11 protein-coding genes are annotated in these 16,193 nt (G+C 71.0%); 5 read left to right on the top strand and 6 right to left on the bottom strand.

Features of this window, described 5'->3' with window-relative positions; all coding sequences use genetic code 11:
* Positions 1-50 precede the first annotated feature (50 nt).
* From T328_RS03480 to metH, 4 genes are all read right to left on the bottom strand, one after another.
* Complete coding sequence (locus T328_RS03480) at positions 51-1,652, bottom strand: ABC transporter substrate-binding protein (RefSeq protein WP_496494347.1); 1,602 nt, start codon at positions 1,650-1,652, stop codon at positions 51-53.
* Positions 1,653-1,710: 58 nt separating this feature from the next.
* A complete protein-coding gene (locus T328_RS03475; protein ID WP_496494346.1) occupies positions 1,711-3,315 on the bottom strand; it encodes an ABC transporter substrate-binding protein in 1,605 nt (534 codons plus the stop codon).
* A 340-nt stretch (positions 3,316-3,655) separates the two neighbouring features.
* Complete coding sequence (locus tag T328_RS03470) at positions 3,656-4,393, bottom strand: HAD family hydrolase (protein ID WP_496494345.1); 738 nt, start codon at positions 4,391-4,393, stop codon at positions 3,656-3,658.
* 167 nt (positions 4,394-4,560) lie between these two features.
* Positions 4,561-8,121 carry a methionine synthase gene (gene metH, locus T328_RS03465; protein WP_496494344.1) on the bottom strand — a complete coding sequence of 1,187 codons (3,561 nt, stop codon included), beginning with the start codon at positions 8,119-8,121 and terminating at the stop codon, positions 4,561-4,563.
* A gap of 257 nt (positions 8,122-8,378) precedes the next feature.
* On the opposite strand from metH, the gene T328_RS03460 reads away from it, so the two are divergent.
* The 5 genes from T328_RS03460 (at position 8,379) to T328_RS03440 (ending at position 14,327) form a co-directional block, all read left to right on the top strand.
* Positions 8,379-9,143 (top strand): IclR family transcriptional regulator, encoded by a 765-nt coding sequence (locus tag T328_RS03460; protein WP_496494343.1) that lies wholly within the window; start codon positions 8,379-8,381, stop codon positions 9,141-9,143.
* Between the two features lie 190 nt (positions 9,144-9,333).
* Positions 9,334-10,131: an MIP/aquaporin family protein gene (locus tag T328_RS03455; RefSeq protein ID WP_496494342.1), complete on the top strand. Its 798-nt coding sequence runs from the start codon at positions 9,334-9,336 to the stop codon at positions 10,129-10,131.
* Positions 10,132-10,215: 84 nt separating this feature from the next.
* On the top strand, positions 10,216-11,742 hold the full coding sequence (glpK, locus tag T328_RS03450; protein WP_496494341.1) for a glycerol kinase GlpK: 1,527 nt from the start codon (positions 10,216-10,218) through the stop codon (positions 11,740-11,742).
* 5 nt (positions 11,743-11,747) lie between these two features.
* Positions 11,748-13,370, top strand: a complete 1,623-nt coding sequence (locus T328_RS03445; RefSeq protein WP_496494340.1) for a glycerol-3-phosphate dehydrogenase/oxidase — start codon at positions 11,748-11,750, stop codon at positions 13,368-13,370.
* Positions 13,371-13,655: 285 nt separating this feature from the next.
* Entirely contained in the window at positions 13,656-14,327 is a 672-nt protein-coding gene (locus T328_RS03440; protein WP_496494339.1) for a FadR/GntR family transcriptional regulator, read from the top strand.
* A gap of 70 nt (positions 14,328-14,397) precedes the next feature.
* Here T328_RS03440 and T328_RS03435 read toward each other — a convergent pair whose 3' ends face one another.
* Together T328_RS03435 and T328_RS03430 are read right to left on the bottom strand one after the other, a co-directional pair.
* Positions 14,398-15,225, bottom strand: a complete 828-nt coding sequence (locus T328_RS03435) for an amidohydrolase family protein (protein ID WP_496494338.1) — start codon at positions 15,223-15,225, stop codon at positions 14,398-14,400.
* Between the two features lie 2 nt (positions 15,226-15,227).
* Positions 15,228-16,193, bottom strand: a complete 966-nt coding sequence (locus T328_RS03430; RefSeq protein WP_496494337.1) for an aldo/keto reductase — start codon at positions 16,191-16,193, stop codon at positions 15,228-15,230.

Raw genomic sequence — 16,193 nt, 5'->3', positions numbered from 1 at the left:
CGCGACGGGCTCCGCTCACCGGGGCGGCACGGGGCAGGCCGGGGTGACGGTCACTCCGAGCCTTTCGATATCTCCCAGAACCGGAAGACCGTCGAGGCGTCCAGCGTCCATTCCAGGCCGAGGATGTTCTCCCGGGCGGCCGCATACTGCTTGCCCTGCCACAGCGGTATCACCGGCACCTGGTCGGCGACGATGTCCTGCAGCTCGCCGTAGGCGTCCACCGTGGCCGTACGCTGCGACTGCGCGGCGGTCGCCGGGATCAGCTCGCTGGTGATCCGGCCCGGGTCGTAGTTGTTGGCCAGCACGTTGCCCTCGCCGAAGAACGGCGAGGTGAAGTTGTCCGGGTCCGGGTAGTCCGGCACCCAGCCCTTGACGTACACGCCGTACTCGCCCTGCTCGATGGCCTTCTCGAACTCCTCCAGCGGCACGGACTCCACGTCCGCCTCGAACAGGCCGCTGGCGTTGAGCTGCTCGGCGATCAGCTCGAAGGACGGCACCGTGCCGGGCCCGTAGCGCTCGGGCGTGGCGTGCAGCGTGACCCGCACCTTCTCGTCGATGCCCGCCTGCCGCAGCACCCGCTCGGCCCTGGCCGGGTCGGGCCGGTCGCCGTAGGTGTCGTAGAAGGCGGTGTTGTGGCCGGTGATGCCGGCCGGGACGATCGAGTACAGCTCCTCCGCGGTGCCCTCGTAGACCTCGCTGACCAGCGCGTTGCGGTCGATGAGGTACGCGAACGCCTTGCGCACCGCCGGGTTGCCGGCGACCGGATCGTCCATGTTGAAGACCAGGTGCTGCACCTCGGCGCTGGTGCCCTCGACGAGCTGGATCTTCTGGCCGGCGCCGGCCTGGTCCTGCAGCTCGGCGATGTCCTTCATCGCCAGGCCGCGGTAGGCCAGGTCGATGTCGCCGTTCTCCAGGTCCTGCTTCAGCGTGTCGTCGCCGCCGGAGCCGCCGTAAAGCCGCAGCGTCATCCCGGAGTTCTGCACCGTCGCGGTGCCCTTGTAGCCGGAGTTGACGGTGAACTCCGCCTCCCTGCCCTCCTGGTAGGAGTCCAGCTTGTACGGGCCGGAGCCGACGGCCTTGCCGTCCTCGCGCAGCTTGTCCCGCGGGTAGGAGTCGCTGTCCACGATCGATCCGGCGCCGGAGGCGATCTTCATGGGGAAGGTCGCGTCGGGGTAGTCCAGCCGGAAGGTGACGGTCAGCTCGTCGGGCGTCTCGATATTGCCGACCGAGTCGAGGAGGATGGCGGGGCCCGCGGGGTCGTTGATGCCGAGGGTGCGTTCGAAGGAGAACTTCACATCCTCGGAGGTGAGTTCCGAGCCGTTGGAGAACTTCAGCCCGTCCTGCAGGGTGCAGGTGTAGACGCGGCTGTCGGCGTCGTCGAAGGCGCAGTCCTTCGCCGCCTCCGGTTCGGGCTCGGTGGCGCCCTTGGGGAAGCTCAGCAGGGACTGGAAGACGTTGTTGAACACCAGCCAGGAGCCGACGTCGTAGCCCGCGGCGGGATCGATGGCGGTGACCTTGTCGGTCATCCCCATCACGACCGCGTCACCGGAGCCGGCCCCCGGTCCGGAGTCCGAGCCGCAGCCGGCGGCGAGCAGTACGGTGGCCATGGCGGCACCGACGGGTGGGGCGAGCCGCTGGACAGCCTTCTTCACGTGTGTGGGTCCTTCGCTCGGGTCGGTTCACTGCCCGGCGCGGTACCGCCGGTGGCCCCTACTCGCTCAGCCCGCGCCGCAGCTCCCACAGCTGCAGCGTCGACGACGAGTTGAGCGCCCATTCCGCCCCCGTGACGGTGTCGCGCGCCGCGATGTACTGCTTGCCCTGCCAAAGCGGGAGGTACGGGACGTCGCTGGCGAGGACGTCCTGGACCCGCTCGAAGCTGTCCGTCGTACGTTCCCGCTGCGCCTCCTGGCGGGTCCGCGGGATCAGGTCCTCGACGACGGAGCTCTCGTAGTTGTTGAAGGTGAAGTTCTCCTCGCCGACGAACGGCGCGGTGAACGTGTCGGGGTCGGGGAAGTCGGGGTACCAGTGCAGGCCGTAGACGGCGTACCGGTTCTCCGCGTAGCTCTTCTTGTACGTCTCCCAGGTGTCGCCCTTGACGGTGACGTCGAAGAGGCCGGACCGGTTGAGCTGGTCGCGCAGCTCCTCGAACTCTGCCTTCGTCGTCTCGCCGTAGTGGTCGCTGGTGTAGTTCAGGGTGAGCTGGACCGGCGTCTCGACGCCTGCCTCCCGCAGCAGTTCGCGGGCGCTGTCGACGTCCGGACGGTCGCCGTAGGCGTCGTGGAACGCGGTGTTGTGGCCGATGATGCCGCGCGGGATCATCGCGAACAGCGGGTCGACGGTGCGCTGGTAGACGTCCCGCGCGAGCTTCGTCCTGTCGATCACCTCGGCCGTCGCCCGGCGTACGGCGACGTCCTCGACGGTCGGGTTCCGCACGTCGAAGACGAGGTAGGCGATCTCCGCGCCGGGCGTCTCGAAGAGGCTGATGTCGCTGTCGGCGCCCTCGTCGAGGCGGTTGATCTGCTCCGGCTTCAGGCTGCGGCCCATCACGTCGATGTCGCCGCCGGAGATGGCGTCCTCCATGTGCTTGGAGGTGTCGAAGTAATGCACCTCGACCGCGTCGTTCTGCGGCTCGACCTCGCCCTTGTAGTCGTCGTTGCCGGTGTAGACGGCCTTGGTGGCGACGTCGTTCTCGTGCTCCACCTTCAGGCTGTACGGGCCGGAGCCGGCGATCTCGAAGCCCTTGTAGAGCTTGTCCTTCTCGTAGACCTCGCTGTCGACGATGGCCGCGGCGGGGGTGGCGAGCTTGAGGGGGAACGTCGCGTCCGGCGTCTTGAGGTGGAAGACCACGGTCAGCGCGTCGGGGGTCTCCACGGTGTCGACGTTGGCGAGCAGCGGGAACGGGCCGTTGGGGTTCTTGATTTCCAGCATCCGCTCGATCGAGAACTTGACGTCCTCGGCCGTCAGGTCGTGGCCGTTGGTGAATTTCAGGCCGTCGCGGAGCGTGCAGCGGTACTGCTCGCTGAGCCGGTCGGCGAAGACGCACCGCTCCGCGGCGTCCGGTTCGGGCTCCGAGCCCGTACGCGGCATCCGCATCAGCGTCTGGAAGGTGTTCTGCAGGACGTTCCAGGAGTTGATGTCGTACGCCGTGGCCGGGTCGAGCGGGGCGGGGTTCTCCTCGGTCAGCTCCAGCCGGTCGGTTGTGCCCACCACGATCGCGTCGCCGTCTCCGCCGGAGTCCCCCACCATGCCGCAGGAGGCGAGAACCGGGGCGAGCATGCCCAGCAGCGCGGGCAGCACGTACGACTTACGAATCATGGTCTACTTTCTCCCTCGGGCTTCCCCGGAGAGATTAGCCGGAGCACCCAGCCAGGCCGGGCCGCAGGGAAGTTGAGAAGGAATCACGCGGAGATTACGCCCGGCTTCCTTCCGATAACCGGACGCGGGAACAATGGCCGCGAACACCAACCAAACCTGACATAGAGGGGCGCGACGGGAGACGGCCGGGCCCCCGGCAGCACAGTCCAGGGCACCTGTCGAGAACTCTTCACGTGAGAAAGCTCACCCTGTTGAATCCGCGCCCGGAAGCCGCAATGGGGTAATGACTTTCGTCACGCAAAATACATGCGCCGCCGCGCGGAGTTTCTCCGTCGCTTTCTCACTGGAGGCGCTCGACTACGGAGCGGAGAAAGGGGAGATCGACTTCCGTGAGGGAGCGCACGAGGTGCCGTCCCTGCGCGGGCTCGATCGGCGTCACCGACGGCACCGCCACGACCGCGCAGCCGGCCGCCTCCGCCGCCGTCACACCGGTGAGGGTGTCCTCCACCACGGCGCAGCGCCGCGGGTCGGCGCCGAGGGCGGCGGCGGCGTGCAGGTACGGGTCGGGGTGGGGCTTCGTCCGCGGGATCTCGTCGCCGGCCACGGAGAGGTGGAAGAACTCGGGGCCCAGCGAGCGGAGCACCCGGTCGATGATGCGCCGGTGGGAGGCGGAGACCAGCGCCGTGGGCACGTCGTGCGCGGCGAGTTCGGTGAGCAGCCGCCGGGCGCCGGGCATGAGGGGCACGTTGCCGTCGACCAGCTCCTCGAAGCGGGTGTTGAGCCGGGTGGTCAGCTCGGGCAGCGCGATGTCGGCGCCGGTCGAGGCGATGAGGTACGCGGCGCTGCGCGACATCGGGCCGCCGACGACGACCCGGCGCTGCTCCTCGTTCAGCTCGTGGCCGAACTCGGCGAAGACCGAGACCTCGGCGGCCCACCAGAAGCCCTCGGTGTCGACCAGAGTGCCGTCCATGTCGAGCAGCACGGCCTGCGGCGTGGTCCCGCGGGTCGAGCGCACCCGGCGGACCGGGGCGGTGCCCTCGGCCGTTCGGGTGCCTTCAGCGGGGATGCTGCCGGTCATCCGCTCACCTCCCTCGAAGGGGCGCAAAGGCCGGCCGCCAGAGGCGACCGGCCTGTTCCGGACCGACCAGTGTAGGCCGACTGTCCGAAAAGCGCCCGGCGACACCGTTCGGGCACTCTTCGGACGCGGCCGGGTCCGGTACGGGCCGGCGGGCGCGGGTCAGCGGGTCAGCGGGCGTTGAAGTACTTCGCCTCGGGGTGGTGGATGACGATCGCGTCCGTGGACTGCTCGGGGTGCAGCTGGAACTCCTCGGAGAGCTTCACGCCGATACGCTCCGGCCCCAGCAGCTCGGCGATCTTCGCCCGGTCCTCCAGGTCCGGGCAGGCGCCGTAGCCGAGCGAGAACCGGGCGCCGCGGTACTTCAGCGCGAACATGTCCTCGACCTGTGCCGGGTCCTCGCCGGCGTAGCCCAGCTCGGCGCGTACCCGCGCGTGCCAGTACTCCGCCAGCGCCTCGGCGAGCTGCACGGAGAGCCCGTGCAGCTCCAGGTACTCGCGGTACGAATCGGCGGCGAACAGCTCGGCCGTGGCCTCGCCGATCTTCGAGCCGACGGTGACGATCTGGAACCCGACGACGTCCGTCTCGCCGGAGTCCTCCGGCCGGAAGAAGTCCGCCAGGCACAGCCGCCGCCCGCGCCGCTGCCGCGGGAAGGAGAAGCGGGTGCGCTCGCTGCCGTCCTCGCCCAGGACGATCAGGTCGTCGCCCTTGGAGACGCAGGGGAAGTAGCCGTAGACGACGGCCGCCTCCAGGAGGTTGTCGGTCTGCAGCCGGTCCAGCAGCCCGCGCAGCCGCGGCCGGCCCTCGGCGGCGACCAGTTCCTCGTACGACGGGCCGTCGCCGCCGCGCGCCGCCTTCAGCCCCCACTGCCCCTTGAACAGCGCGCCCTCGTCCAGCCAGGAGGCGTAGTCGGCCTGCTGGATGCCCTTGACGACCCGGGTGCCCCAGAACGGCGGGGCGGGCACGGGGTTGTCGGTCGCCACGTCGGAGCGGGCGCGGGCGGCACCGTCGTCAGCGGAGCCCGCAGTTCCCGCGGCGGGCGCGGGGGTGCTCGCGCGTACCCGGCGGGGGCGCAGCTCGGGCAGCTCGGCGCCGGGGACGCCGCGCTTGACGCCGATGAGGGCGTCCATGAGCCGCAGCCCCTCGAAGGCGTCGCGGGCGTAGCGGACCTCGCCCTCGTAGACCTCGTGCAGGTCCTGCTCGACGTACGCGCGGGTGAGCGCGGCGCCGCCGAGGATCACCGGGTAACGGGAGGCCAGCCGGCGCTGGTTGAGCTCCTCCAGGTTCTCCTTCATGATCACCGTGGACTTCACCAGCAGCCCGGACATCCCGATCACGTCCGCCGCGTGCTCCTCCGCGGCCTCCAGGATGGCGGAAACCGGCTGCTTGATACCGAGGTTGACCACGTTGTAGCCGTTGTTGGACAGGATGATGTCGACGAGGTTCTTGCCGATGTCGTGCACGTCGCCGCGCACCGTGGCCAGCACGATCGTGCCCTTGCCGGAGCCCCCCGCGCCGTCCTCGACCTTCTCCATGTGCGGCTCCAGATAGGCCACCGCGGTCTTCATCACCTCGGCGGACTGCAGCACGAACGGGAGCTGCATCTGCCCGGAGCCGAACAGCTCGCCGACCACCTTCATGCCGTCGAGCAGCGTCTCGTTGACGATGTCCAGGGCCGGCCGCTCGGCGAGCGCGGCGTCGAGGTCGGCCTCCAGTCCGTTCTTCTCGCCGTCGATGATCCGCCGCTTCAGCCGCTCCGCCAGCGGCAGCGCGGCCAGCTCCTCGGCCTTGCCGGCCTTCATCGACTTGGTGTCGACGCCCTCGAACAGCTCCAGAAGGCGCTGCAGCGGGTCGTACGCGGGCTCGTCGCCCCGCGCCGGGCGGCGCCGGTCGTGGATGAGGTCCAGGCAGACCTGGACCTGCTCCTCCTCCAGCCGGGCGATCGGCAGGATCTTGCTGGCGTGCACGATGGCGGAGTCGAGACCGGCCTTCACGCACTCGTCGAGGAAGACGGAGTTGAGCACGACCCGGGCGGCCGGGTTGAGGCCGAAGGAGATGTTCGACAGGCCGAGCGTCGTCTGCACGTCGGGGTGGCGGCGCTTGAGTTCGCGGATGGCCTCGATGGTGGCGAGGCCGTCGCCGCGGGACTCCTCCTGGCCGGTGCAGATGGTGAACGTCAGGCAGTCGATGAGGATGTCGGACTCGTGGATGCCCCAGTTGCCGGTGAGGTCGTCGATCAGCCGCTCGGCGATGGCGACCTTGTGCTCGGCGGTGCGCGCCTGCCCCTCCTCGTCGATGGTCAGCGCCATCAGCGCGGCGCCGTGCTCCCGGGCGAGCGTCGCGACGCGGGCGAAGCGCGACTCGGGGCCGTCGCCGTCCTCGTAGTTGACGGAGTTGATGACGGCCCGGCCGCCGAGCTTCTCCAGCCCGGCGCGGATCACCTCGACCTCGGTGGAGTCCAGCACGATCGGCAGCGTGGAGGCGGTGGCGAAGCGGCCGGCCAGCTCGGCCATGTCGGCGGCGCCGTCGCGGCCGACGTAGTCGACGCAGAGGTCGAGCATGTGGGCGCCCTCGCGGATCTGGTCGCGGGCCATCTCCACGCAGTCGTCCCAGCGGCCTTCGAGCATGGCGGTACGGAACTTCTTCGAGCCGTTGGCGTTGGTGCGCTCACCGATCGCCAGGTACGAGGTATCCTGGCGGAACGGCACCGTCTGGTACAGCGACGCCGCCCCCGGCTCGGGCCGGGGGGCGCGCTCGGCCGGTTCCAGGTCCCGTACCCGCTCGACCAGCTGCCGCAGGTGCTCGGGGGTGGTGCCGCAGCAGCCGCCGACCAGGGACAGGCCGTACTCGCGCACGAACGTCTCCTGGGCGTCCGCCAGTTCGCCGGGGGTGAGGGGGTAGTGGGCGCCGTCCCTGCCGAGGACCGGGAGGCCGGCGTTGGGCATGCAGGACAGCGGCACCCGGGAGTGCCGGGCGAGGTAGCGCAGGTGCTCGCTCATCTCGGCCGGGCCGGTGGCGCAGTTCAGCCCGATCATGTCGATGCCCAGCGGCTCCAGCGCGGTAAGGGCGGCGCCGATCTCGCTGCCGAGCAGCATGGCGCCGGTGGTCTCGACGGTCACCGAGCAGATGAGCGGCAGGTCGGCGCCGGTGGCGGCCAGTGCGCGGCGGGCGCCGAGGACGGCGGACTTGGTCTGCAGCAGGTCCTGGGTGGTCTCGACGAGCAGCGCGTCGGCGCCGCCGGCGATCATGCCCTCGGCGTTCTGCTGGTACGCGTCACGCAGCGTGCCGTACCCGATGTGGCCCAGCGTGGGCAGCTTCGTGCCGGGGCCCATGGAGCCGAGGACCCAGCGCTGCCGGCCGTCGCCGGCGGCGTGCTCGTCGGCGGACTCGCGGGCGATGCGAACGCCGGCCTCGGAGAGCTCGAAGATCCGGTCCGCGATGTCGTACTCGCCGAGGGCGGCGTGGTTGGCGCCGAACGTGTTGGTCTCCACGCAGTCGACACCGGCCGCGAAGTACTCGTCGTGCACCGAGCGCACGATGTCGGGGCGGGTGACGTTGAGGATCTCGTTGCAGCCTTCGAGTTGCTCGAAGTCCGCCAGCGTGGGCTCCTGGGCCTGGAGCATGGTGCCCATGGCGCCGTCGGCGACGACCACGCGGGTGGCGAGGGCCTCCCGGAGCGCGTCGGCGCGGGTCTGCTGGCTGGCTGCGGACTGGGACGGCTGCGAGGCCATAGGGATACTCCCTCGTGTGCGACGGCTGTCGGCTATGCGCGGCCCGCGAGGACCGGTGCACGGGCCCAGGGTATCGCCGCGGCCGGTGCGGCGCGGGCCGTCCCACGACCCGGACGATGCCGCTGTGCGGAGTTTTCCGGCGGGCTCGTGCAGGATCGACACTTCCGGGGTCTTCCCCGACCACCCCCCTGCGGCGTGACAATGACCGATACTGTTCAGCATTGTCGAACTGCGGGTCTCGTGGAGGAGGACCTTCCGTGGCACGGAACATCCAGTCGCTCGAGCGAGCGGCTGCGGTGCTGCGCCTGCTGGCCGGAGGAGAGCGGCGCCTGGGCCTGTCGGATGTCGCCTCGACGCTGGGCCTCGCCAAGGGCACGGCACACGGCATCCTGCGCACGCTGCAGCAGGAGGGCTTCGTCGAGCAGGACCCGGTCTCCGGGCGCTACCAGCTGGGCGCCGAGCTGCTGCGCCTGGGCAACAGCTACCTCGACGTGCACGAGCTGCGAGCCCGCGCCCTGCCCTGGACCGACGACCTGGCCCGTGCCAGCGGCGAGAGCGTGCACCTCGGCGTGCTGCACCACCAGGGCGTGCTGATCGTCCACCACGTCTTCCGGCCCGACGACAGCCGGCAGGTGCTGGAGATAGGCGCCATGCAGCCGCTGCACAGCACGGCGCTGGGCAAGGTCCTGTGCGCCGTGGACCCGGTGGCGCACGCGGAGGCCACGGAGGGTGACCGCAAGGCGCTCACACCCGCCACCGTCACCGATACGGCCGAGTTCGAACAGATCCTGGAGCTGACCCAGGCCCGCGGCTGGGGCTCGGACGTCGAGGAGACCTGGGACGGCATCGCCTCCGTCGCCGCCCCCGTACGCGACCGCCGCGGGATGCCCGTGGGCGCGGTGGGCGTCACCGGGGCGGTGGAGCGCGTCTGCCCCGGCGGCGAGCTGCGGCCCGAGCTGGTGGCCGCGGTGCGCGACTGCGCCCGGGCGGTGGCCCGGGACCTGGGCGCCGGGCGTTTCTGAGCGCGGCGGGCGCCGCGCTTCGCCGATTCTTCGTTTTCCCGTCGCCGGGCCTTGACGCGCCTGTGACGTGGCGGAACACTGCCGTGCACCGGTCGGCATTGCCGAACGCCTAACGACATTTTTGTCGTATGGTGTTACAGGGATGGACCGGTCTCCACATACGGACCACCCAGGACAAAGGAGTCGCAGGATGGACCCGTCCAACTGGGATATCTTCACCGGTGAGGTCGTGGGAACGGCCTTGCTGATCGTTCTCGGTGGTGGCGTGGTCGCCGCCATCACCTTCAAGAAGTCCAAGGCTTTCAAAGCGGGCTGGGTCGCGGTCGCCTTCGGCTGGGGTCTCGCGGTCCTGACCGGCGCTTACGTCGCCGCCGGCGTCTCCGGTGCCCACCTCAACCCGGCGGTGACGCTCGGCCTCGCGATCGAGGGCACCACCGACTGGGGCGACGTACCGTTGTACGTCGTCTCCGAGATGCTCGGCGCCGTCATCGGTGCGACGTTCGTGTGGCTCGCGTACTACGGCCAGTTCCACGACCACCTCACCGACAGGGAAGTGGTCGGCCATCTCGAGGGCGCGGACGCCAAGGCGATCGAGGCCCACGAGAAGGGCGCCGGCCCGGTGCTCGGCATCTTCTCCACCGGCCCCGAGATCCGTAACACCGTGCAGAACGTGATGACCGAGATCATCGCCACCTTCGTCCTCGTCATCGCGATCCTCACCCAGGGCCTCAACGACGAGGGCAACGGCCTCGGCACCCTCGGCGTGCTGATCACCGCCCTGGTCGTGGTCAGCATCGGTCTCTCCCTCGGTGGCCCCACCGGGTACGCCATCAATCCCGCGCGCGACCTCGGGCCGCGCATCGTCCACGCCCTGCTGCCGCTGCCCAACAAGGGCGGCTCGGACTGGACGTACGCGTGGGTCCCCGTCATCGGCCCGCTGATCGGCGGCGCCCTCGCCGGCGGACTCTACGAAGTCGCCTTCGCCTGAGCCCGCACGTCCCGTCCGCCCGCCGGTCGGGACGGCGCAGGGCGCCACCCCGACCCAAGCCGAAACAACGACGTACGGAGCGACATGACCGACGCACACACCGCAGGCCCGTTCATTGCGGCCATCGATCAGGGGACGACTTCGAGCCGGTGCATCGTGTTCGACACCGATGGCCGGATCGTGTCGGTGGACCAGAAGGAACACGAGCAGATCTTCCCCAGGCCCGGCTGGGTGGAGCACAACGCCAACGAGATCTGGCGCAACGTCCAGCAGGTCGTCGACGGCGCCGTCGCCAAAGCCGGCATCACTTCCGCCGACGTCAAAGCCATCGGCATCACCAACCAGCGCGAGACCACCGTGCTGTGGGACAAGCACACCGGCGAACCCGTCGCCAACGCCATCGTCTGGCAGGACACCCGCACCGCCGAGCTGTGCCGCGAACTCGGCGGCAGCGAAGGCCAGGACCGCTTCCGCAGCGCCACCGGCCTGCCGCTGGCCTCCTACTTCGCCGGCCCCAAGATCCGCTGGCTGCTGGACCACAACCCCGGCCTGCGCGAGCGCGCCGAGGCCGGCGACATCCTGTTCGGCACCATGGACTCCTGGGTCATCTGGAACCTCACCGGCGGCCCCGGACGCGGCCACCACGTCACCGACGTCACCAACGCCTCCCGCACCATGCTCATGAACCTCGAAACCCTCGACTGGGACGAGAGCATCTGCCAGGCCATGGGCGTGCCCACCGCGGTCCTGCCCGAAATCCGCTCCTCCGCGGAGGTCTACGGCCACGCCGCCTCCGGCAGCCTGACCGGTATTCCGGTGGCTTCGGCGCTGGGTGATCAGCAGGCTGCGCTGTTCGGCCAGACCTGCTTCGCCACCGGTGAGGCGAAGTCCACCTACGGTACCGGCACGTTCTTGCTGATGAACACCGCCGGCGAGCCTGTTCACTCCGAGAACGGCCTGATCACCACGGTCGGCTACCGCATCGGTGACCAACCTGCCGTCTACGCGCTGGAAGGGTCGATCGCGATCACCGGTGCGCTGGTGCAGTGGATGCGGGATCAGATGGGCATCATCTCCACCGCCGCGGAGATCGAGACGTTGGCGCTGAGTGTGGAGGACAACGGCGGGGCCTACTTCGTTCCGGCGTTCTCCGGGCTGTTCGCGCCGTACTGGCGTGATGACGCTCGCGGCGTCATCGCCGGGCTGACGCGGTATGTGACCAAGGCACATCTGGCGCGTGCGGTGCTGGAGGCCACCGCCTGGCAGACCCGCGAGATCGTCGACGCCATGTTCAAGGACTCCGGGGTCGAGCTGGCGGCGCTGAAGGTCGACGGCGGCATGACCGCCAACAACCTCCTGATGCAGACCCTCGCCGACGTCCTCAACGCCCCCGTGGTGCGTCCGCTGGTCGCGGAGACCACGTGTCTGGGCGCGGCGTACGCGGCCGGTCTGGCAGTCGGGTACTGGCCCGACACCGACACCCTGCGCGCCAACTGGCGCCGGGCCGCGGAATGGACCCCCCGCATGGATGAGGCCACCCGCGAACGCGAATACAAAGACTGGCACAAGGCCGTCCAGCGCTCCATGGGCTGGATCGAAGACAAGGAGTAGCGACGATGACCCTCCCGCAGACCGTCCCGGCGGCGATACCCGCGCTCGGGACGCACCCGACTGCCGGCCGCACCCTGGGCCGCGCGGAGACGCGGGATCTGCTCGACCGGGCGACGTACGACCTCCTGGTCATCGGCGGCGGGATACTGGGCACCTCGGTTGCCTGGCACGCCGCGCAGTCGGGACTGCGGGTGGCGATGGTGGACGCCGGCGACTTCGCCGGCGCCACCTCGTCCGCGTCCTCCAAACTCGTCCACGGCGGCATCCGCTACCTGCAGAACGGTGCCGTGAAGCTGGTGGCCGAGAACCACCACGAGCGCCGGGTGCTGGCCCGCGACGTAGCGCCGCACCTGGTCAACCCGCTCCCCTTCTACCTGCCGCTCTACAAGGGCGGCCCGCACGGCGCCGCCAAGCTCGGCGCCGGTGTTCTCGCGTACTCCGCACTGTCCGCCTTCCGCGACGGCGTCGGGCACCTCATCACCCCCTCCCGCGCGGCCCGGGACATCCCCGCGCTGCGCACGGAGGGGCTCAAGGCGGTCGCGGTCTTCGGCGACCACCAGATGAACGACTCGCGGATGGCGGTGATGACGGTACGGGCCGCGGTCGGCGCCGGCGCCGTCGTCCTCAACCACGCCGAGGTCACCGGGCTGCGTTTCACCCACAGCCAGGTGACGGGCGCGGAGCTGCGGGACCGGCTGAGCGGCGCCGAGTTCGGCGTGGACGCCCGGCTGGTGCTCAACGCCACCGGGCCGTGGGTGGACCACCTGCGGCACTTGGAGGACCCGGCCGCGGCACCGTCGATCCGGCTCTCCAAGGGCGCGCACATCGTGCTCAAGCGGCGGTCGCCGTGGCACGCCGCGATGTCGACGTGGGTGGACAAGTACCGCGTCACCTTCGCGCTGCCGTGGGAGGACCAGCTGCTGCTGGGCACCACGGACGAGATGTACGAGGGCGACCCGGCCGACGTGCGCCCGACCGACGCGGACATCGCGCAGATCCTCGACGAGGCGTCGCTGTCGGTGCGCGACGAGGACCTGTCCCGCGACCACATGACGTACGCCTTCGCCGGGCTGCGGGTGCTGCCGGGCGGCCCCGGCGGCACGGAGCAGGCCAAGCGGGAGACGGTCGTCACCGAGGGCTCCGGCGGGATGCTGTCGGTGGCGGGCGGCAAGTGGACGACGTACCGGCACATCGGCCGGATGGTGCTGCGCAAGCTCGCCAAGGAGCACGGCGGCGCGATCGCCGAGGACATGCAGCCGGTGAAGTCCCTGGTGCGGCACACCCCGCTGCCGGGCGTGGCCAACCCGAACGCCGTCGCGCACCGGCTCCTCGTCGACCGCGACCCCGGCCACCGCATGGCCCCCGACACCGCCCGTCAGCTGGCCACGCACTACGGCTCGCTGTCCTTCGACATCGCCCGCCTGGTCAACGAGAACCCGGACCTGGGCGAGCGCATCCACCCGGACGGCCCCGAGATCTGGGCGCAGGTGGTCTACGCCCGCGACCACGAGTGGGCCGAGACGGAGGACGACGTGCTGCGCCGCCGCACGACGGTGACGATCCGCGGCCTGGACACCGACGGGGTACGGGCCCGGGTGCGGGAGCTGCTCGCGCGCAAGCAGGACTGAGCGGGGAAGGAAGGCTCGCGCGGGTGGCGTAGCGCGGGTGGCGTGCGGGCGCGAGCCGGCCGGGCGCGGGGTGGGGCGCCCGGTCCCCGCCCCTTCCCGCTTCCTCGTGGGCTGCGCCCCCGCACCCCACGCCTGCGGACCGGGCGAGAAGCACCACGAGGTGCCTCTCGCCGCCCCTTTCCGCCTCCGGCGAGATTCCATGTGATCCCTGGGGACTCGTGCCCCTGCGCAGGTCATAATGGAGGCGCACAGACATCGGATGTCTGTGCCGGGAAGGGCGGCGAGATGGCGGTCACGGACGAGGCGATCGAAAAGATCAAGGGCATGATCGTCTCCGGGAAGCTCCGGCCGGGCGACCGGCTGCCCAAGGAGAGCGAGCTGGCGGCCGAACTCGGCCTGTCCCGCAACTCGCTGCGCGAGGCGGTGCGCGCGCTCGCGCTGATACGCATCCTCGACGTACGGCAGGGCGACGGCACGTACGTCACGAGCCTCGACTCCCAGCTGCTGCTGGAGGCGATGAGCTTCGTCGTCGACTTCCACCGCGACGACACCGTGCTGGAGCTGCTGGCCGTACGCCGCATCCTGGAGCCCGCCGCCACGGCGCTGGCCTGCACCGGCATCCCCGAACCCGAGCTGGACGCGCTGGAGGCGGAGCTGGCCGAGCTGGGCCCGGACCCGTCGGTGGAGGAACTGGTCCGCGCCGACCTGGAGTTCCACCGCCGGATCGTGCAGGCGTCGGGGAACTCCGTGCTCAGCTCGCTGCTGGAGGGCCTGTCGGGGCCGACGGCCCGGGCCAGGATCTGGCGCGGCCTGACGCAGGAGGACGCGATACGGCGCACGCTCACCGAGCACCGGGCGATCCTCGACGCCATGCGCAGCCGGGACGCGGAGGCGGCGCGCTCGTGGGCGACGGTGCACATCGCGAGCGTGGAGCAGTGGCTGCGCCGGACGCTGTGACGCCGGCCGCCGCCGGCCCCGGCGCGGGGGCCGCCCGACCCGGGTGGCCCGCCCCTGCGCGGCCCGCGCGTCAGTCCGGGACGTAGACCCGGCGCGCGTTGCCGCCGAAGACCGCCTCCCGCTCCGCCGCCGTGAGGTCCGCCGCCGCCTCCTCGGCCAGCTCGACCACCCGGCCGTAGTCCGCGGCCAGCGTGCACACCGGCCAGTCCGAGCCGAACAGGATCCGGTCCGGCCCGAAGACGTCGATCACGTGCCGGGCGTACGGCAGCACATCCGCCGGCCGCCAGTTCTCCCAGTCCGCCTGCGTGACCAGGCCGGACAGTTTGCAGCTGACGTGCGGCAGCCGGGCCAGCTCCGCGACCAGGTCCGCCCACGGCTGCCACTCCCCCGCCGCGATCGGCGGCTTGCCGGCGTGGTCGAGCACGAACCGGGTCTGCGGCACCGCGCGCGCCGCGGCGATGGCGGCGGGCAGCTCGCGCGGGGTGACCAGCAGGTCAAACGTGAACTCCGCGGCGCCCGCGAGCGCCAACGCCCGCAACACCCCCGGGCGTTCGAGCCACCGCGGGTCGGGCTCGTCCTGCACCTGGTGCCGCAGCGCCGTGAACCGCGGCGGCTGGCGGGCGAACGTGTCCGCGTCCAGCGCGGACGAGGTCAGGTCGAGCCAGCCGCAGACCAGGTCCACGGGCGGGCTCGGTTCGCGGCACAGCTCCAGCGTCTCCTCGTACGAGGCCGAGGACTGCACCGCCACCGTGCCGTCGATCCCGTGCTCGGCGAGATGCGGCCGCAGGTCGTCCAGCGTGTACGTGCGCCGGATCGGGTCCGCCCAGGCGCCGTCCATCCACGGCTGCGGGCGGCGGGTCAGGTCCCAGAGGTGATGGTGGGCGTCGATGCGCGGCACGGTCAGCCTCCCGCGGACACCGGCAGCGGCAGGTCGGCGTCGAGCAGCCCGCGTTCGACGAGCGCGGGCCAGAGCCCGTCGGGGATGTCGTACCCGAACATCTCCGCGTTCTCCTTGACGTCCCCCGGCCGGGAGGCGCCGGGGACGACCGAGACCACCGCCGGGTGCGCGAACGGGTAGCGCAGCGCCGCCGCCTTCAGCGGCACCCCGAACTCGCGGCACACCTGGGCGATCCCCTGCGCCCGCGCCACCACCTCGGCCGGCGCCTCGCCGTAGTGGAAGCGTCCGCCCGGCCGCGGGTCGGCGAGCAGTCCGGTGTTGTAGACGCCGCCCACGACCACGGAGGTGCCGCGCCGCTCGCAGACCGGCAGCAGGTCGTCGTACGCGCTGCGCTCCAGCAGCGTCCAGCGGCCGGCGCACAGCACCACGTCGACGTCGAGGTCGGCGACGAGCCGGCCGAGGTGGTCGCTGAAGTTCATGCCGAAGCCGATGGCGCCGACGACCTTCTCCTCCTTCAGCTCCGCGAGCGCCGCGAATGCGGTCTCGTACACCTGCGGCAGGTGGTTCTCGACGTCGTGGAGGTACGCGATCTCCACGCGGTCGAGCCCCAGCCGAGCCAGCGACGACTCCAGCGTCGCCCGGATCCCGTCCCGGGTCAGGTCCCACACCCGGCCGCGGGCCGGGGTGTCGACGAAGTCGTGGGCGGGCTCGGTCTCGCCGGGGCCCAGCGGCCGCAGCCGCCTGCCGACCTTGGTGGACACGGTGTACGAGTCCCGCGGCCGGCCCGCGAACGCGCGGCCGAGGCGCTCCTCCGACAGCCCGACGCCGTAGTGCGGTGCGGTGTCGAAGTAGCCGTAGCCGTGCGCGAACGCGTTCTCGACGATCTCGGCCGCCGTGGCGTCCGGCATCGCCCGGTAGAGGTTGCCGAGGTTGGCGCAGCCGAGGCCGAGCCTGGGTATGGGGCGCAT

The organism is Streptomyces sp. CNX435 (genome assembly GCF_059570575.1).
This window is presented reverse-complemented; position numbering and strand designations above follow the sequence as displayed.